The 16,392-nt window shown below is 74.5% G+C and carries 18 protein-coding genes and 1 riboswitch; of the genes, 11 read left to right on the top strand and 7 right to left on the bottom strand.

Going from position 1 to position 16,392, the window contains the following annotated elements:
- Nucleotides 1-156: 156 nt before the first annotated feature.
- The 4 genes from AC07DW_RS08065 to AC07DW_RS08050 form a co-directional block, all read right to left on the bottom strand.
- Nucleotides 157-1,668, bottom strand: a complete 1,512-nt coding sequence (locus AC07DW_RS08065) for a cobyric acid synthase (protein ID WP_478856787.1) — start codon at nt 1,666-1,668, stop codon at nt 157-159.
- Entirely contained in the window at nt 1,665-2,615 is a 951-nt protein-coding gene (locus AC07DW_RS08060; protein WP_478856786.1) for a cobalamin biosynthesis protein, read from the bottom strand. Before AC07DW_RS08060 ends, AC07DW_RS08065 begins: the two co-directional genes overlap by 4 nt.
- Before the next feature lie 120 nt (nt 2,616-2,735).
- A riboswitch (cobalamin riboswitch) is annotated at nt 2,736-2,811 on the bottom strand.
- A 189-nt stretch (nt 2,812-3,000) separates the two neighbouring features.
- A complete protein-coding gene (locus AC07DW_RS08055) occupies nt 3,001-3,222 on the bottom strand; it encodes a hypothetical protein (RefSeq protein ID WP_478856785.1) in 222 nt (73 codons plus the stop codon).
- A gap of 12 nt (nt 3,223-3,234) precedes the next feature.
- On the bottom strand, nt 3,235-4,503 hold the full coding sequence (locus AC07DW_RS08050) for an inorganic phosphate transporter (RefSeq protein ID WP_478856784.1): 1,269 nt from the start codon (nt 4,501-4,503) through the stop codon (nt 3,235-3,237).
- Between the two features lie 367 nt (nt 4,504-4,870).
- Between AC07DW_RS08050 and AC07DW_RS08045 the strand changes: the two genes are divergently transcribed.
- The 3 genes from AC07DW_RS08045 to AC07DW_RS08035 all read left to right on the top strand — a co-directional run bounded on the left by AC07DW_RS08045 (nt 4,871) and on the right by AC07DW_RS08035 (nt 8,390).
- Nucleotides 4,871-5,521 (top strand): class II aldolase/adducin family protein, encoded by a 651-nt coding sequence (locus AC07DW_RS08045; RefSeq protein ID WP_478856783.1) that lies wholly within the window; start codon nt 4,871-4,873, stop codon nt 5,519-5,521.
- A gap of 96 nt (nt 5,522-5,617) precedes the next feature.
- On the top strand, nt 5,618-6,745 hold the full coding sequence (locus AC07DW_RS08040) for an alpha/beta hydrolase (RefSeq protein ID WP_478856782.1): 1,128 nt from the start codon (nt 5,618-5,620) through the stop codon (nt 6,743-6,745).
- Between the two features lie 193 nt (nt 6,746-6,938).
- Complete coding sequence (locus tag AC07DW_RS08035; RefSeq protein ID WP_478856781.1) at nt 6,939-8,390, top strand: hypothetical protein; 1,452 nt, start codon at nt 6,939-6,941, stop codon at nt 8,388-8,390.
- Nucleotides 8,391-8,397: 7 nt separating this feature from the next.
- Here AC07DW_RS08035 and AC07DW_RS08030 read toward each other — a convergent pair whose 3' ends face one another.
- Complete coding sequence (locus tag AC07DW_RS08030) at nt 8,398-8,799, bottom strand: VOC family protein (RefSeq protein ID WP_478856780.1); 402 nt, start codon at nt 8,797-8,799, stop codon at nt 8,398-8,400.
- A 405-nt stretch (nt 8,800-9,204) separates the two neighbouring features.
- On the opposite strand from AC07DW_RS08030, the gene AC07DW_RS08025 reads away from it, so the two are divergent.
- The 3 genes from AC07DW_RS08025 (at nt 9,205) to AC07DW_RS08015 (ending at nt 12,312) form a co-directional block, all read left to right on the top strand.
- On the top strand, nt 9,205-10,803 hold the full coding sequence (locus tag AC07DW_RS08025) for an ABC-F family ATP-binding cassette domain-containing protein (protein ID WP_478856779.1): 1,599 nt from the start codon (nt 9,205-9,207) through the stop codon (nt 10,801-10,803).
- Between the two features lie 341 nt (nt 10,804-11,144).
- The gene (locus AC07DW_RS08020) at nt 11,145-11,366 is read left to right on the top strand and encodes a helix-turn-helix domain-containing protein (protein WP_006123601.1); all 222 of its coding nucleotides are present in this window, start codon (nt 11,145-11,147) and stop codon (nt 11,364-11,366) included.
- A 145-nt stretch (nt 11,367-11,511) separates the two neighbouring features.
- Nucleotides 11,512-12,312: an enoyl-CoA hydratase/isomerase family protein gene (locus AC07DW_RS08015; RefSeq protein ID WP_478856778.1), complete on the top strand. Its 801-nt coding sequence runs from the start codon at nt 11,512-11,514 to the stop codon at nt 12,310-12,312.
- A 4-nt stretch (nt 12,313-12,316) separates the two neighbouring features.
- Here AC07DW_RS08015 and AC07DW_RS08010 read toward each other — a convergent pair whose 3' ends face one another.
- Nucleotides 12,317-13,048 (bottom strand): Asp23/Gls24 family envelope stress response protein, encoded by a 732-nt coding sequence (locus AC07DW_RS08010; protein WP_478856777.1) that lies wholly within the window; start codon nt 13,046-13,048, stop codon nt 12,317-12,319.
- Nucleotides 13,049-13,138: 90 nt separating this feature from the next.
- Here AC07DW_RS08010 and AC07DW_RS08005 point away from each other — a divergent pair, with 90 nt between their 5' ends.
- From AC07DW_RS08005 to amaP, 5 genes are read left to right on the top strand one after another with little or no spacing between them, the layout of a single operon-like run.
- Nucleotides 13,139-13,648, top strand: a complete 510-nt coding sequence (locus tag AC07DW_RS08005; RefSeq protein ID WP_478856776.1) for an Asp23/Gls24 family envelope stress response protein — start codon at nt 13,139-13,141, stop codon at nt 13,646-13,648.
- 22 nt (nt 13,649-13,670) lie between these two features.
- Nucleotides 13,671-13,862 carry a hypothetical protein gene (locus tag AC07DW_RS08000; protein ID WP_478856775.1) on the top strand — a complete coding sequence of 64 codons (192 nt, stop codon included), beginning with the start codon at nt 13,671-13,673 and terminating at the stop codon, nt 13,860-13,862.
- Between the two features lie 4 nt (nt 13,863-13,866).
- Nucleotides 13,867-14,295, top strand: a complete 429-nt coding sequence (locus tag AC07DW_RS07995) for an Asp23/Gls24 family envelope stress response protein (protein WP_478856774.1) — start codon at nt 13,867-13,869, stop codon at nt 14,293-14,295.
- Nucleotides 14,292-14,891 carry a DUF6286 domain-containing protein gene (locus AC07DW_RS07990; protein ID WP_478856773.1) on the top strand — a complete coding sequence of 200 codons (600 nt, stop codon included), beginning with the start codon at nt 14,292-14,294 and terminating at the stop codon, nt 14,889-14,891. Before AC07DW_RS07995 ends, AC07DW_RS07990 begins: the two co-directional genes overlap by 4 nt.
- A gap of 5 nt (nt 14,892-14,896) precedes the next feature.
- Nucleotides 14,897-15,460 carry an alkaline shock response membrane anchor protein AmaP gene (amaP, locus tag AC07DW_RS07985; RefSeq protein ID WP_478856772.1) on the top strand — a complete coding sequence of 188 codons (564 nt, stop codon included), beginning with the start codon at nt 14,897-14,899 and terminating at the stop codon, nt 15,458-15,460.
- A 175-nt stretch (nt 15,461-15,635) separates the two neighbouring features.
- Here amaP and AC07DW_RS07980 read toward each other — a convergent pair whose 3' ends face one another.
- Complete coding sequence (locus tag AC07DW_RS07980) at nt 15,636-16,391, bottom strand: SDR family oxidoreductase (protein WP_478856771.1); 756 nt, start codon at nt 16,389-16,391, stop codon at nt 15,636-15,638.
- Between the last annotated feature and the right edge of the window lies 1 nt (nt 16,392).

Raw genomic sequence — 16,392 nt, 5'->3', positions numbered from 1 at the left:
CTTCGAGTGGATTCCATCCGGCTTCGGAGGAGTTGTCCGGAACGTGCGACTGGCTGCTGTTCTTGGCCCCGCCGGTGCGGGGGCGGTCCCCGCCCGCACGGGCACCTCGTCGGGCCGGTGCCGTGCTCCCCGCTTGTGCGGGGGTGCGAACCCCGGTCATGGCGCCCCCGGCGGGACGAACGGCAGCCCTGCCGGGGCGCCCCGCTCGATGAGCTTCCAGAGGGCGTCCGTGTCCGCGTGTTCCTCGATCAGGTCGCCGAGCCGGTCCAACTGCTCCTCGCGCAGCGCCCCGAAAGACGTGTCGGGCGCCGGGACGAACCGTCTGCCGGCCGCCCGCGCCACCTCGGTGAGGAACGCCCGGCGGAACCCGTCGCTCTCCAGCGAGCCGTGCCAGTGGGTGCCCCACACGGCGCCGACGCGGCAGCCGTCCAGGAACGGTTCCCCGCCCCGTACGTCAGCGACGCCGTGGTGGATCTCGTACCCCTCGACCCGCTCGCCGAGGGCCTCGCCGACCGGCCGTGCCAGGGTCTTCTCGGGCGCGAACCGCACCCGTACCGGCAGCAGCCCCAGACCCGCCACCTCACCGGCCCGGGACTCGACCTCGTCGTCGATGAGCTCGCCCAGCGCCTGGAAGCCGCCGCACACGCCGAGCACCGGACGGCCCTCGGCCGCCCGCCGGGCGATCGCGTCCGCCAGCCCGCGCTCGCGCAGCCACGCCAGCGCCTTCACCGTCCCGCGCGTGCCCGGCACCACCACCAGGTCGGCGTCGGCGAGCTCCTCCGGGCGGTCCACGAACCGGACGACCACGCCCGGCTCGGCGGCCAGCGCGTCGACGTCGGTGAAGTTCGACATCAGCGGTACGGCGCAGACGGCGACCCGCAGCACGTCCTCGCTGACCGGCGGCGCCACGACCGACTCGCGCACCGCGCCGCGCAGCGAGACCCGCAGCCCGTCCTCCTCGTCGATGCCGAGCCCGTGCGTGTACGGCAGGACACCGAACGTGCGGCGGCCCGTCAGGTCCCGCAGCATCTCCAGGCCCGGCTCCAGCAGCGTCACGTCGCCGCGGAACTTGTTCACCAGGTAGCCCGCGATCAGCTCCTGGTCCTCGGGCGCCAGCAGCGCCGTCGTCCCGAAGAACTGGGCGAACACCCCGCCCCGGTCGATGTCGCCGACCACGACCACGGGGAAGCGCGCGGCCCGCGCGATGCCCATGTTGACGATGTCGTTGCGCCGCAGGTTGATCTCGGCCGGGCTGCCCGCGCCCTCGCAGACGACCGCGTCGTAGGTGCTGCGCAGCTCCTCCAGGCACTCCAGGACCGTGCCCAGCAGCGCCTGCTGCCGGCCGCCGTGGTAGCCGCGCGCGCTCAGCTCGCCGACCGGCTTGCCCATCAGCACGACCTGGCTGGAGCGGTCGCTGCCCGGCTTCAGCAGCACCGGGTTCATCAGCGCGGTCGGCTCGACCCGCGCCGCCTGCGCCTGCATGGCCTGCGCGCGCCCGATCTCCGCGCCCTCGCGCGTGACGAAGGAGTTGAGGGACATGTTCTGCCCCTTGAACGGCGCGACCCTCACGCCCTGCCGCACCAGCCAGCGGCAGATGCCGGCCGTGACGACGCTCTTGCCCGCGTCGGACGTGGTGCCCGCGACGAGCAGCCCCCCACCCCGCTTCATGTACGCCTCCGCTTGATCGCCCCGTACGCCAGCCGCCCGCCCACGCACACCGCGAGGGTCAGGGCACTCACCCGGCGCGACAACCGCACCGCCCGCTCGATGTCCGGCACCTCCACGGCCCGGCCCTCCCCGTTGAGCACGGGCCGGTGCTCGACGCGGCCACCGTACGAGAGCGTCCCGCCGAGCCGTACGCCCAGCGCGCCCGCGAAGGACGCCTCGACCGGGCCCGCGTTCGGGCTCGGGTGCTTCGCCGCGTCCGCCCGCCAGGCCCGTACCGCACCGCGCGGGTTCCCGCCCGCGACCGCCGCGAGGACGGCCGTCAGACGGGCGCCGGGCCACCCGGCCACGTCGTCCAGGCGGGCCGAGGCCCACCCGAAGCGGCGGTACCTCGGCGACTTGTGCCCGACCATCGCGTCCAGGGTGTTCACCGCCCGGAACGCCACCAGCCCCGGTACGCCGCCGACCGCGCCCCACACGAGGGCGCCGACCACGGCGTCGGAGGTGTTCTCGGCGACCGATTCGACCACCGCGCGGGCGATGCCGGGCCCGTCCAGGGCCTGCGGATCCCGCCCGCACAGGTGCGGCAGCCGCTCCCGCGCGACCTCCAGGTCGCCCGCGGCCAGCGCGCCGCCGATGGCGCGGGCCTCGCGGCCCAGCGAGGTCCCGCCGACGACGGCCCAGACGGAGGCGGCGGTCAGGGCCACCGGGAGGAGGCCCCGGTTCCGTACCGCGCCGGTGACGAGCGCGGCGGCTCCGGCCGCGCCCCCGGCGCACACCAGGGCGTGCAGGGCGCCCCACGCGCGGTGGTCGCGCCACAACAGGCCCTCCACCGCGCCGGCGGCGCGCCCGAACGCGGCGACGGGGTGCCCGCGGCGGGGATCGGCGAGGAACAGGTCGGCGGCCAGCCCGGCGGCGGCGCCGTACGCGAAAGCATGGTCACTGCGCATCGGATCAGTCCGCCGATACGCCTCGCCGACCATGGGGAGGCAGGTGTCTGTAGGGGTGGCCGCGCATGGGTGATGTCCTCACTCAGGGTCCGCGCCCTGGCTCGACGTGACCGGCGACGAGAGTTCCTGACTCATCCGGCCCCTGGGGGCCGGACTCACAGTGGCGGGACCGCGCCGGATTCGCACCGGCTTCCTCTCCTGCCGCCGTAATGGCCCCGGCAGTCCACCACGCCCCGCGAACGCCCGTCAACTCGCCGTTGACCTGCGACGGGACGGTGTGCCGAGGCACACACCGCCGGGCGCGGGCGCCCGCGCGCGGCGGAAACGGCACGGCGCCCCCGGAACGGAGATCCGTTCCGGGGGCGCCGTGAGCCGCGGGCCCGCGTCAGGTGACGATCAGGAAGATGCCGTACGCCACGGCCGCCGCGCAGAGCGCGAAGCAGGCGTACGCGCCCGAGCGGGCGAGGGCGGCCGAGCCGCCGTTCGCGGAGGCCGTCTCCTGCTTGGAGAGCCCCATGATGCCGAGGGTGAACAGGCCCACCAGTGCGACGGTGGCCAGGAGGCTGACCCCGAAGACGGAGCCGAGAGCTGCCCAGTCGATCTTCATACTGTTCTGTCCTTACACCGTGGCGGCGGGAGCCGGGGCGGTGGTCTCGCCGGCCGGAGCCGGGATGGTGGCCTTGAGGTCGTCGGAGGCGTGCGCCGCGAGGGCGGCGCCGGCCGGCGGCGGGGTGACGGCCGCGATGGCGGTGGTCACGACGCCCGCGGGCTCGTCCGTGCCCTCGGCGTCCACGTCGTTGACGTTGGTGTGGTCGACGACCTGGCGGCGGGAGATGAACCAGATCGCGGTGCACGAGGCGACCAGGAAGACCGCGACGGCGGCGACGCCCCAGTCACCCTGCTGGGTGACGAACTCCGAGGCGGCGGCGACCAGGCCGGCGGCCGGCAGGGTGAGGCCCCAGGCGACGAACATGCGGGTGGCCGTGGACCAGCGGACCACGCCGCCCTTGCGGCCGAGGCCCGCGCCCATCACGGCGCCGGAGCAGGAGTGCGTCGTCGAGAGCGAGAAGCCCAGGTTGGAGGAGGCCAGGATGACGGCCGCCGCGCTGGTCTGGGCGGCGAAGCCCTGCTGCGGCTGGAGGTCGGTGAGGCCCTTGCCCATGGTGCGGATGATGCGCCAGCCGCCGAGGTAGGTGCCGAGCGCGATGGCCATACCGGCGGAGACGATCACCCAGACCGGCGGGTTCGAGCCGGGCACGAGGACGCCACCGGCGACCAGGGCCAGGGTGATGATGCCCATCGTCTTCTGGGCGTCGTTGGTGCCGTGGGCGAGGGAGACCAGACCGGCGGAGGTGATCTGGCCGGCGCGGTAGCCCTTGCGGCCGGTCTTGTCGTCGATGTTGGCGCCGGCCTTGTACGTCAGGCGGGCGGCGAGCATCGCGGCGACGCCGGCGACCAGCGGGGCGGCGACGGCCGGGATGAGGACCTTGGTGACGACGACGCCGCCGTTGACGCCGCCGATGCCGACCGAGGCGACGGTGGCGCCGATGAGGCCGCCCATCAGGGCGTGCGAGGAGCTGGACGGCAGGCCGACCAGCCAGGTCAGCAGGTTCCACAGGATCGCGCCGACGAGGGCCGCGAAGATCACTTTGGGTTGGATGCCGTCCTCGTTGATGAGGCCGCTGGAGATTGTCTTGGCGACCTCGACGGAGAGGAAGGCACCGACCAGGTTGAGCACGGCGGACATGGCCACCGCCGTCTTGGGCTTCATCGCGCCGGTCGAGATGGTGGTCGCCATCGCGTTGGCGGTGTCGTGGAAACCGTTCGTGAAATCGAACACTAGAGCTGTCACGACCACGATGGCGAGCAGCAGCGTGATGTGTTCCATTTACCCAGGCAATCGTTCGACGTCAGTGGCATGGTGAACGTAGGCAACCTGAGTGAACGGAAGGTGAACTGGGTCGGGCGTCATGGTGACCCCCACCGGTATCGCCCCGTCCGCTCCCTTCCGCCCGGGCAGGCCCCGGGGGCCGCGAGCCCAGCGATCCGGGCGTTTCGGGGCCTTTGGTAACGGTTCCCCCGCGGACGCCCCGCCCCGCGGAAGAGATCCTGCTCACCCCACCGTCCCGGCGCCCTTCGCTTCAACCGTCGGCGCGGACCCGACCCGTCGGCGCGGACCCGTCGCCGCGCGGACGCGGGGCCCGGATACCGGGACCGCCGGGACGAGGGCGGAGGCGGCTGACAGGATCGGGCGCATGACTCAGGACACGATCGAGCAGGCGTGGGACGCGGTGGTCGCCACCGCCCGCAGGACAGTCACGGACGGACTGGTCGTCGGCACGTCGGGAAACGTCTCCGCACGGGTGGGCGATCTCGTCCTCGTCACGCCCAGCGCAGTCCCCTACGACCGCCTCACCCCCGCCGACCTCGTGGCCGTCGACCTCGACGGCACCCGGATACGCGGCCGGCTCGCCCCCACCAGCGAGCTGCCCATGCACCTGGAGATCTACCGCCGCACCCCGGCCCGCGCCGTGGTCCACACCCACGCCGTGCACGCCACCGCCGTGTCGACCCTCGTCACCGAACTCCCACTGATCCACTACATGGCCGCGGCCCTCGGCGGCCCCGTCCGCGTCGCCCCGTACGCCCTGTACGGGACCGAGCGGCTGGCCGCGCACATGCTGGGCGCCCTCGACGGCCGCACCGGCTGCCTGCTGCGCAACCACGGCACCGTCACCTACGGCGACTCCCTGGACCAGGCGTACGACCGCACGGCCCAGCTGGAGTGGATGTGCCGCGTGTGGCTCACCGCCCGCTCCGTCCCCGGCCTCGCCCCCAGCCTGCTGTCGGCCGCCGAACTGGACGAGGTCGCGGAGAAGTTCCGCGGCTACGGCCGGCCCGGCTGACCGGACGGCCCGCGCCCGGCGCCGCACCCCACGCCACGCCACGCCGGTGGGCGCCGCCCGCTGGCATCCGCCCCCGCCGGTGCCGACACTGGAACGATGCGCCCGGCTACAGCGACGGCAGTGGCCGTCACCACCCTGATCGGCGCCGGCGCGGCCACGGTCGCGGCCGGCCGGTACGCCAGCAGCGCCGCGCTCACGGTGCCGCCCGGCCGGCCCCTGCCCGGCGAGCCCCGGCTCACCGTGCACGCCACCGCCGCGGGCCAGGTCGCCCTGACGCGCTGCCTCGCCTCCCGGCGCCCCGGCACCTACGGCCTGGCGGGCCCCGGCGTCCACGCCGTCGTCGGCCCCGTCCTGGACGACGTGCCGCACACCGCCGACACCGTCGTACGCCGCCTCGAACGCGTCGTCGGGGGCCGGCTGGAGGTCGGCGGCCACGTCGGGTTCACGCCGCAGCTCCACATCGGCACCCCCTCCGGCGCTCTCGGCCTCGCCCACCAGGACGTGGAGGTGCCGGGCGAACTGGGCCCCCTGCCCGCCTGGTTGGTGCCCGCCGCCCGCTCCACCTGGGTCATCGCCGTCCACGGCATCGGCACCACCCGCGAGCACCCCATGAACCTCATGGGGTTCCTGCACCGGATGCGCCTCCCCGTACTCGCCCTCGCCTACCGCGGCGACCCCGGAGCGCCCCGCCCCGCCGGCGGCCTCGGTCACCTCGGCGACTCCGAGTGGCGCGATCTCGACGCCGCGATCCGCCACGCCGTGCGGCACGGCGCCGAGCGCGTCGTCCTCCTCGGCTGGTCCACCGGCGCCGCCATGGCCCTGCACGCCGCCGCCGGCTGCGGCCTGCGCGACCGGATCAGCGGCCTCGTCCTCGACTCGCCGGTCCTGGACTGGGAGGCCACGCTGCGGGCCCTCGCCACCGCCCGCCGCGTCCCCGCCCCGCTGCTCCCGCTGGCCGTCCGCGCCGCCCAGGGCAGTACCGGCGTGCACGGCGACCGGCTCGCCGAAGCGGCCGACCCGGACGGGCTCCGCGTACCGACCCTCGTCTTCCACGGCCCCGACGACCACCTCGCCCCCTGGCAGGCCTCCCGCGAGCTCGCCTCCCGCCGCGCCGACCTGGTCACCCTCCACACCGTTCGCGACGCCTCCCACGCCGCCATGTGGAACGCCGACCCGCACCGCTACGAAGAGGCGCTGCGCCGCTTCCTCACCTCCCTGATCTGACCTCGGCCCCAAACCCCCGCCGAGCCTCCGGACCGGATCTGCGCCGCGCCCCGGCCCGGATCCCCGCAGGGCCTCCGGCCGGTCGTCCGCACCTCACCGGCGAACGGCCCGTGAACGGCCCCCGCCCGGGGTGCGAACCCGGCGAATCGGATTCCGTTTGGGCTTTCGGGGCGTCAGCGGGAAGACTGCCCCTGTGACGTCTCGAAAGCCTGATGAGCAACTGGCGCGCAATTCCAGACTCCGACTCGTCCGTCCGCGGCCCCTCACCACGGCCCGACGGGCCGTGACGACCCGGCGTACCCGGCCGGTGCCGCGGCCGCCGGAGGGGACCCCGCCGCCCGCCGAGCTGGCCCGACAGGCGAGGGCGGTGCTCGCCGACGCGGTGCGCATCGCCCGCTGGGCCGCCGTCGAGCGCGACCGCGATCACGGCCCCCACGCCACGTCGGCCACCGAACGGGCGGCCGCCGCCCTCGGCCTGACGCCCGCTCAGGTACGCGCCGGCTGGGACCGCGCCCGGCTCGCCGGACTCGTCGAACTGCACGGCGACACCGCCCGCCCCGGCTGGCGCCTGCGCGCCTGGGACCGGGACGACTCCGCCGTGCTGCGCGGCTGGGTCGCCCTCTTCGACGCCTGGTCGCTCGTCCACCCGGCGCCCGGCGACGTCGCCCCCGCGTCGGTCGCCGAGGTCGTGGAAGCCGTCCCCCAGGTGCTCTCCCTCCTCCAGCTCTCCGCCGGTCCGGTGCTCGTCCCGGCCCTGCTCGACCTGCTCCGCCAGCGCGTCGCCGAACTCCGCGAGGAGCGCTGCGAGGTGCCCGTCGGCCACCGCCCGGAGCCTCCCGCCGCGAACCCCGAGAAGCCCGCGGATTCCGCGAACCCCGAGGTGGCCACCGCGGAGACCTGGACGCAGCCCCGGCCGGACCCCGGCTCCCTGCCCCGCCTGCTCGACTGGGCCCTGGAGGGCCTCGCCGCCGTCGGCGCGCTGACCCTCGGCGACGGCCAGGCCACCCTCACCCCGCTCGGGAACTGGGCCGTGTGGGTGAAACTGGAGCAGATCTGCGTGGCCGCGCAGAGCCCGGCCGGCCACATCGAGCAGTCCGCCGAGGACATGCTGCGCGGCTGCGCCCGCCTCACCCCCGGCCCGGCCCGCGTCGAGTACCGCGCCTGGCTCGCCGCACGCCCCGTCGGCAGCGCCGTCACCGAGCTGCTCGCCGTCGCGCGCGGCGAGGACGCCCTGCTGCGCGGCCTCGCCTTCGAAGCGCTCCGGGTCGTCGGCGCACCGGCGGAGGCCGAGGTCCGGGCCGCCGCCGAAGAGGTCTGCCTGCGCCCCTACGCGCTTCTCTGGCTCGCCGAGTACGAAGGCGCCGACCCCGACGAAGCGCCCGACGTCCTGACCCGCGAGGAGGCCACCTGGCTCTGGGTCGACACCGCGGCCGCCGTCGCCGACCACGGCGAGAGCACCCTCCTGGTCCGCCACCTGGAGTCCGCCGTCCAGGGCACCGTCCCCGCCCTGCTCGACGAGGTCAGGGCCGTGAGCCACCCCCGCACCGTCCAGGTCCTGGTCGCCCTGGCCGCGGCACACCCCGACCCGGCCCTCGCCAAGGCGGTGCGCCGCGCGGCCTTCCAGGTCCACACCGGCGGAGCGTGACCGAGCCCTACACCGCGGCGCCGGGGGCGTACGTCCCGAAGCTCCAGACGTTGCCCTCGGCGTCCCGCGCCATGTAGTCCCGCGAGCCGTACTCCTGGTCCGTGGGCGGCATGAGGATCTCCACCCCGTGCTCCACGGCCCGGGCGTGATGCGCGTCGGGATCCTCCACCACCACGTACACCCCGACCGGGCCCGCACCCGCCATGACCTTCGCGAAGACCCCGTCCCCGCCCCTGGTGCCCAGCATCACCATGCCGTTCCCGTGCGCCAGCTCGGAGTGGACGACGCGGCCGTCCTCGCCCTCGTACACGCTCACCTCGGTGAAACCGAACGCTTCCTTCAGCATCCTGATGGCGGCCTTCGCGTCCTCGTACAGGATCGTCGGATAGATGCTCGGTACCTGCGTCATGCTGATCACTCTCCGATTCGGCGCCCGCCCCCGGCCTCGTGACCTGGGGGTTTCCGACCTTTCGACCTTGCGACGGTGATCCGGATCTCAGCTGTTGTCCAGTCTGGCACCCGCCGCCGACAACGGAGTCCGGTCGGCTGCCCGCTCACCGGAAGGTGTTGTGCCGGACGGTGTCGCCCCCGGGGGCGGAGCCGGCGTGCATGCGCCCGGCCCCGGCGGCCGTCCGGGCCTGCGCCCTCCGCGCCCCGGCAGTGGGTCGCTCCGGGCTCCGGCGTGACCGAAAAGCAGTTGCAGCCGCCCGTTAGACTGGCCCGTATGGCCATTCTCCCTGTGCATTAGACCGGCGTCGAAGCCTCCGCACCCGCCGTCCTTCCGCCGTCTTCCACACCGCCCTGGAGTCTGTCCGTGATCACCGCTTCCGGCGTCGAGCTGCGCGCCGGCGCCCGCGTCCTCATCGAGTCCGCTTCCTTCCGCATCGCCAAGGGCGACCGCATCGGCCTGGTCGGCCGCAACGGCGCCGGCAAGACCACCCTCACCAAGTGCCTCGCCGGCGAGGGCGTGCCGGCCGGCGGCACGATCGCCCGCTCCGGCGAGGTCGGCTACCTCCCGCAGGACCCCCGCACCGGCGACCTCGACGTCCTGGCCCGCGACCGCATCCTCTCCGCCCGCGGCCTCGACACCCTGCTGCGCAAGATGCGGCAGAACGAGGAGCGCATCGCCGGCGGCTCGGGCGCCACCCGCGAGAAGGCACTGCGCCAGTACGAGCGCCAGGAGACCGAGTTCCTCACCAAGGGCGGGTACGCCGCCGAGGCCGAGGCCGCGACCATCGCCGCCGCCCTCGGCCTGCCCGACCGGGTCCTCGGCCAGCCGCTGCACACCCTCTCCGGCGGCCAGCGCCGCCGCGTCGAGCTCGCCCGCATCCTGTTCTCGGACGCCGACACCCTGCTCCTGGACGAGCCGACCAACCACCTCGACGCCGACTCGATCGTCTGGCTGCGCGACTACCTGAAGACGTACCGGGGCGGCTTCATCGTCATCTCCCACGACGTCGACCTGGTCGAGACCGTCGTCAACAAGGTCTTCTACCTGGACGCCAACCGGTCGACGATCGACATCTACAACATGGGCTGGAAGCTCTACCAGCAGCAGCGCGAGGCCGACGAGAAGCGCCGCAAGCGCGAGCGCGCCAACGCCGAGAAGAAGGCCGCGGCCCTGAACTCGCAGGCCGACAAGATGCGGGCTAAGGCGACCAAGACCGTCGCCGCGCAGAACATGGCCCGCCGCGCCGAGCGACTGCTGTCCGGACTCGAAGAGGTCCGCGCCTCCGACAAGGTCGCCAAGCTCCGCTTCCCCGAGCCCGCGCCCTGCGGGAAGACCCCGCTCACCGCGGAGGGACTCTCCAAGTCGTACGGGTCGCTGGAGATCTTCACCGACGTGGACCTCGCCATCGACAAGGGCTCGCGGGTCGTCATCCTCGGCCTCAACGGCGCGGGCAAGACGACGCTGCTGCGGCTGCTCGCCGGGGTGGAGAAGCCCGACACCGGTCAGGTCGTCCCGGGGCACGGCCTCAAGCTGGGCTACTACGCCCAGGAGCACGAGACCCTGGACCCCGACCGCACCGTCCTGGAGAACATGCGCTCCGCCGCGCCCGACCTCGACCTGGTCGAGGTGCGCAAGACGCTCGGCTCCTTCCTCTTCTCCGGCGACGACGTCGACAAGCCGGCGGGCGTCCTCTCCGGTGGCGAGAAGACCCGGCTGGCGCTGGCCACCCTGGTCGTCTCCTCGGCCAACGTCCTGCTGCTCGACGAGCCGACGAACAACCTCGACCCGGCCAGCCGCGAGGAGATCCTCGGCGCCCTGCGCACCTACAAGGGTGCCGTCGTCCTCGTCACGCACGACGAGGGCGCCGTGGACGCCCTCCAGCCGGAGCGGATCATCCTGCTGCCGGACGGCGTCGAGGACCTGTGGGGCGCGGACTACGCGGACCTCGTGGCCCTGGCGTGACCCCCCGGGAACGGCCCGCCCGGGGCGTGACCGAGGCCCCGAGCGTCTCCGTCTGGATCATTCGGCTTACGCGTGATCCATCATCTGAGTGAGTACGTCTCGTACTGCGGCGTGGCGCCGAGCGGACCTCCGGTCCCGGAGCCACGCCGCTTTTCCTTTCCGTTCACCGCGCTGACCTGGGACGACGTCCCTGGCAAGCGATCCGGTCAGGGATCCCGGTCCGGACGGCGGGCCCCGGGCGGCGAAACCCCGCGGCACGGACCTTGTCGAATGGCTGGCCAGGAAGCGCCCGAGGGGTGATCATGAGAAGACCAGAGCGCACTTCCCATGAGGAGGCACGGGTGGCCGAGACTCTGAAGAAGGGCAGCCGGGTGACCGGCGCCGCGCGCGACAAGCTCGCGGCAGACCTGAAGAAGAAGTACGACTCCGGTGCGAGCATCCGGGCATTGGCCGAGGAGACGGGCCGATCCTACGGATTCGTCCACCGGATGCTGAGCGAATCCGGAGTCACGCTGCGTGGACGCGGCGGAGCGACGCGAGGCAAGAAGGCCGCTTCGGCCTGACGGCCACAGCGACCCGACATCCCGAGCGTGGCTCGTCCGGCCCACCGGTTCCGGCAGGGCCACCCGGTCGATCGCAGTGTCGATCGGGTGGTTACTGTTCAGTCACTTGATGGCTGCACTGCTCCACCGGACCCGGAGGCGCCCCATGACCTCGCTCGACCCAGTCCTCGAAGTGCTCGACAAGGACGGTGTACGGCTCACCGTCGAGGACGCCGTTGCCACGGTGACCCTGACCAACCCGGCCAAGCGCAACGCCCAGTCCCCCGCTCTGTGGCGGGCGTTGACGGAGGCCGGACGGTCGTTGCCCGGCAGCGTGCGGGTCGTGGTGCTGCGCGGTGAGGGCAGGTCCTTCTCCGCCGGACTCGACCGGCAGGCGTTCACGCCGGAGGGTTTCGACGGCGAGCCGTCGTTCCTCGATCTGGCACGCGGCTCCGACGCCGGACTCGACGCCGTCATCACCGAATACCAGGAGGCATTCACCTGGTGGCGCCGTAACGACATCGTGTCGATCGCGGCCGTGCAGGGGCACGCGATCGGCGCGGGCTTCCAGCTCGCCCTGGCATGCGACCTCCGGGTCGTGGCACAGGACGTGCAGTTCGCGATGCGCGAGACCGGTCTGGGCCTCGTCCCGGACCTGACCGGCACGCACCCGCTCGTCGCGGCGGTCGGCTACGCCCGCGCGCTGGAGATCTGCGCCACGGGCCGGTTCGTCCACGCCGACGAGGCCGAGCGCATCGGGCTGGCCAACCTCGTCGTGCCCGCCGGCGACCTCGACGGCGCGGTACGGGACCTGGCGGGCGCGCTGCTGGCGGCGCCGCGCGACGCGGTCATCGAGACCAAGGCGCTGCTGCGCGGCGCCCAGGAGCGTACGTACGACGAGCAGCGGACGGCCGAGCGCGCCGCGCAGGCACGCCGCCTGCGCGACCTGGCCGGTCTGGCCGACTAGCCACCTATCCCCGCTCCTCCGGAACGACGTCGGTGACCACCACGGTCACCGGCAGGTCGCCGCCGACGGCCCCGCGTACCGCCCGTGCCACGTCCAGCACCCGGCGGCCCGGGGCCGTCGCCAGTTCGACGCGCAGGTGGTCGGCCGCCCGGTGCACGGGAGGGCCCAGCACCGCCGTCAGCCGGGCCACCCCGGGGACGGCGGCGGCCGCGACAGCCGCGGGGTCCGCCGGGTCCGGCGGGGCGGGCTCTCCCTCCGGCGGGGGAGCGGCGGCCGGCGGATCCGGCGGGGCGGGCTCTCCCTCCGGCGGCGGGGCGGCGGCCGGCGGATCCGGCGGGGCGTCCAGAAGGGCCGTCACCCGCAGGTCCACCTCCGAGACGGTCAGCCCGAGCCGCCGCTGCGCCGCCACCGCCAGCGCCGTGCGCAACCGCTCCGCCACGTCCGGCAGCGGTACGCCGTACCCGGCGGCGAAGTCCGCCTCGATCCGCAGCGGCCCCGGCGGTACCGCGGCCGGCGGGGCCGGGAACGCGGGCGCGGGCGCCGATCCGGGGTCCGCGAGCCCGATCCGCAGCCGGCCCGGCTCCACCCCCGGCACGTGCCGGGCCGCTCCGCGGAGCACCGCGTCCGTGGCGCGCTCCGCGATCCACGCCCCGTCCGCGGGGCCACCCAGTGCGAACAGCCGGCCCAGGCCGATGCGGCTCCGGACCGTCGCCACCCATCCGTCAGACGTCGTCATGCCCCCAGCCTGCCGTATCCCCGGCGCGAGATCCGGATACCACCCTTAATGTGAGCGAAGGAGAGCAAAACCCCTCGAAGGGACATGGTGATGACCGACGCGTCGCAGTCCACCCAGGCCGACCAGGCCGCGAAGGCGGCCCGGGTCCAGGAACCGGCGGCCGAGGAGACCAGGAAGACCTCCATGGCCAAGCGGGGCGGAAGCGCCGGCGAGCCTGCGTCCCGCGGACGGACCACCATCGCCGACGGGGTCGTCGAGAAGATCGCCGGGCTGGCGGCGCGTGACGTCGTCGGCGTCCATGCGATGGGCAGTGGCGTCTCCCGCACCTTCGGCGCGGTGCGCGACCGGGTCCCCGGCGGCAGACCCGACGTCACGCGCGGGGTGAAGGCCGAGGTCGGCGAGGTGCAGACGGCACTCGACCTGGAGATCGTCGTCGAGTACGGCGTCTCGATCCGGGATGTCGCCGGCGCGGTGCGCGAGAACGTCGTCTCGGCGGTCGAACGGATGGCCGGTCTGGAGGTCGTCGAGGTGAACGTCGCCGTGAGCGACGTGAAGCTGCCCGAGGACGAGGAAGAAGAGCCGGAGAGCCGGCTCCAGTAGCCGGCCGCTTGAGGAGCGCACGATGAGCATGGCGATGATCGGTCTGTTGGCCGGAATGGCGCTCGGCTTCGCCGGATATTTCGGCGGTTTCGGAGCGTTTCTGCTGGTGGCCGCCCTGGGGGCGGTGGGCTTCGTGGCCGGCCGGTTCCTGGACGGGGACCTGGAACCCGGCGACTTCTTCCGGAGCCGTGACCGCGAGGACCGGCGGAGGTGACGCGGTGACGGGGGTCCTGGCGGCGGATCGGGGCGCGACCACGATCGCCGACCGCGTGGTGGCCAAGATCGCCGCCCACGCGGCACGGGAAGCACTCGAAGGCGTACCGGCGGACGAAGGCGGTACGGAGGAGGGTGGCAAGGACCAGGGCCGGCCGGACCAGGGCGGCGCGCGCGGCACCGGTGGCGGCCTCCACGGCCGCCCGCCGCACGCGGCGGTCGTCGTGCACCGGGACACCGCGCGCGTCCGCATCAGCCTGGAGCTCGGCTACCCCTGTGACATCGGCGCCCGGTGCGCCGCCGTACGCCGCCAGGTTGTGCGGCGCGTGCGGACCCTGGCGGGCATGGAGGTGCAGGAGGTGGCGGTCCAGGTGGAACGGCTCCACTCCCCGTACACCGGGGACCGCGACAACAGCGGCGGGAGGGTCCGATGAGTCCGGCCGCGCCCGCCGATCCCGTACCGGTGCTGGAGGAGCCGGCGCGGGGCGGCCCGCACCGCTTCTGGTCCGTGCGCCGCCTCCCGGCCGCCCTGCTCGCGCTGCTGGTACTCGCCGGAGCGGGCCTGCTGCTGTACGACGTCGCCTCCGTGTGGGCCGGGCGGCCCGGCATGCGCTGGCGCCGCACCCTCGCGGACGACCTGGCCGTCCGGCAGCTCGACGACGTGGCGGTGATCGCCGGAGCCGGGGTCGCCGTCGCGCTGGGAGTGTGGCTCCTGGTGCTGGCCTGCACCCCCGGGCTGCGTTCCGTCCTGACCATGCGGGGCGGCGACGGGCCGCTGCACGCCGGGCTGCGGCGGGAGGCGGTCGAAGTCGTGCTGCGCGACCGGGCGATGGCGGTGGCGGGCGTGCAGTCCGTACGGGTAAGGGCGAGACGCCGCAAGGCCGCGGTACGGGCGGTATCCCACTTCCGCGAACTCGACCAGGTGCACGCCGACCTGGACACCGCGCTGCGGGCCGCGGTCGGGGAGCTCGGCCTCGCCCGGCCGCCGCACCTGTCCGTGCACGTCGTCCGACCGGCCCGGAAGGGGTGAGCGGCATGATGAGAACCGTCAACCGGGTCCTGCTGGGCCTGGCCGGAGCGGTACTGATCTGCGCGGGCGGAGCCGCCCTGGCGGCCGGCCTCGACCTGGGCGTGCCGTCCTGGTGGCCGTGGCGCGGATCGGACACCCCGCTGCTCAGCGACTCGGCGCGTACGAGGTGGGGACGGCCGGTCGTGGTCGCCGTGCTCGCGGTGCTGGTGCTTCTCGCGCTGTGGTGGCTGGTGGCCCAACTGCGGCGGCACCGGCTCGCGGAGGTGCTGATCGACAGTCGGGACGGGGAGAGCGCGGTCCTGCGGGGCCGGGCGCTGGAGGGCGTCGCCGAGGCGGAGGCGGAGGCCCTGGACGGTGTGACGCGCGCCCGCGTCCGGCTCACCGGCCGGCGTACGGCGCCCTCGGCGCGGGTGTCGCTGCTGCTGGAGCCCCATGTGTCGCCGGACGAGGCCCTGTCGCTCCTCCGGGACGGCGCGCTGCGGCACGCCCGCGAATCGGCGGGCCTCCAGCGGCTCCCCGCGGAAGCCCAGCTGCGCGCCGCGAAACACTCCGCCCGCCGCGTCTCCTGACATCCCCCGGACCGCCGCCCGGTGGCCGGGCGCCCCATCGAGTCCCCGGTCACGAGGACGGCCGACCGCGAGGCCGGCCGGCTCCCGGGCCGGCCCGGCGCCGCGGCGTTCGGCGCCCGGCCGTCGGGTCAGAAGCCGTGCCGGGCGCCGAACTGTTCGGCGCCCGGCCGTCGGGTCAGAAGCCGTGCCGGGCGCCGCCGTCGACGGGGAGCATCACGCCCGTCAGGTACGAGGCCGCCGGCGAGAGGAGGAACGCGGCGGCGTTGCCGAACTCCTCCGGAGTGCCGTAGCGGCGCAGCGGCACCCGCGACTCGGACGCGGCGCGGGCCGCCGAGGGGTCCCCGGACAGGGCGTCCAGCTCGCGCACCCGGTCGGTGTCGATACGGCCCGGCAGCAGGCCGACCACCCGGATGCCGCTCGGCCCCAGGTCGCCCGCGAGCGACTTGGCGAAGCCCGCGAGACCCGGGCGCAGCCCGTTGGAGATGGTCAGCCCCGGGATCGGCTCGTGCACCGAGCCGGACAGCACGAACCCGATCACCCCGCCCTCCGGCAGCGCGGCGGCCGCCGCCCGCGCCATCCGCACCGCGCCCAGATACACCGAGTCGAACGCCGCCTGCCACTGCTCGTCCGTGTTGTCCGCCGCCCAGCCGGGGGCCGGGCCGCCCACGCTGACGAGGACGCCGTCGAAGCGCCCGAAGTGCGCCCGGGCGGCGGCGATCAGGCGCTCGGGGGTCGCCGGGTCGGCGTTGTCCGCCGCCACGCCCACGGCGCCGGGACCCAGCTCGGCGGCGGCCGCGGTCACCGCCTTCTCGTCGCGCGACGAGAGCACGACCTTCGCGCCCTCCGCCACCAGGGCGCGCGCCGAGGCGTTGCCCAGGCCGCGGGAGGCGCCGGTCACGACGTACACACGGTCCTTCAGTCCAAGATCCATG

It is taken from the genome of Streptomyces sp. NPDC045701, from assembly GCF_056432045.1.
Note: the sequence above shows the minus strand (reverse complement) of the source record. Positions and strands in the feature narration are given on the sequence as shown.

What these genes read in the sequence shown, in the direction of transcription:
- AC07DW_RS08030 (WP_478856780.1), bottom strand. Translation starts at nt 8,799, where the DNA reads ATGACGCAGGTACCGAGCATCTATCCGACGATCCTGTACGAGGACGCG.
- AC07DW_RS07990 (WP_478856773.1), top strand. Translation starts at nt 14,292, where the DNA reads ATGAGTCCGGCCGCGCCCGCCGATCCCGTACCGGTGCTGGAGGAGCCG.
- AC07DW_RS08005 (WP_478856776.1), top strand. Translation starts at nt 13,139, where the DNA reads ATGACCGACGCGTCGCAGTCCACCCAGGCCGACCAGGCCGCGAAGGCG.
- AC07DW_RS08055 (WP_478856785.1), bottom strand. Translation starts at nt 3,222, where the DNA reads ATGAAGATCGACTGGGCAGCTCTCGGCTCCGTCTTCGGGGTCAGCCTC.
- AC07DW_RS08065 (WP_478856787.1), bottom strand. Translation starts at nt 1,668, where the DNA reads ATGAAGCGGGGTGGGGGGCTGCTCGTCGCGGGCACCACGTCCGACGCG.
- AC07DW_RS08000 (WP_478856775.1), top strand. Translation starts at nt 13,671, where the DNA reads ATGAGCATGGCGATGATCGGTCTGTTGGCCGGAATGGCGCTCGGCTTC.
- amaP (WP_478856772.1), top strand. Translation starts at nt 14,897, where the DNA reads ATGATGAGAACCGTCAACCGGGTCCTGCTGGGCCTGGCCGGAGCGGTA.
- AC07DW_RS08015 (WP_478856778.1), top strand. Translation starts at nt 11,512, where the DNA reads ATGACCTCGCTCGACCCAGTCCTCGAAGTGCTCGACAAGGACGGTGTA.
- AC07DW_RS08060 (WP_478856786.1), bottom strand. Translation starts at nt 2,615, where the DNA reads ATGCGCAGTGACCATGCTTTCGCGTACGGCGCCGCCGCCGGGCTGGCC.
- AC07DW_RS08010 (WP_478856777.1), bottom strand. Translation starts at nt 13,048, where the DNA reads ATGACGACGTCTGACGGATGGGTGGCGACGGTCCGGAGCCGCATCGGC.
- AC07DW_RS08050 (WP_478856784.1), bottom strand. Translation starts at nt 4,503, where the DNA reads ATGGAACACATCACGCTGCTGCTCGCCATCGTGGTCGTGACAGCTCTA.
- AC07DW_RS08040 (WP_478856782.1), top strand. Translation starts at nt 5,618, where the DNA reads ATGCGCCCGGCTACAGCGACGGCAGTGGCCGTCACCACCCTGATCGGC.
- AC07DW_RS08045 (WP_478856783.1), top strand. Translation starts at nt 4,871, where the DNA reads ATGACTCAGGACACGATCGAGCAGGCGTGGGACGCGGTGGTCGCCACC.
- AC07DW_RS07980 (WP_478856771.1), bottom strand. Translation starts at nt 16,391, where the DNA reads ATGGATCTTGGACTGAAGGACCGTGTGTACGTCGTGACCGGCGCCTCC.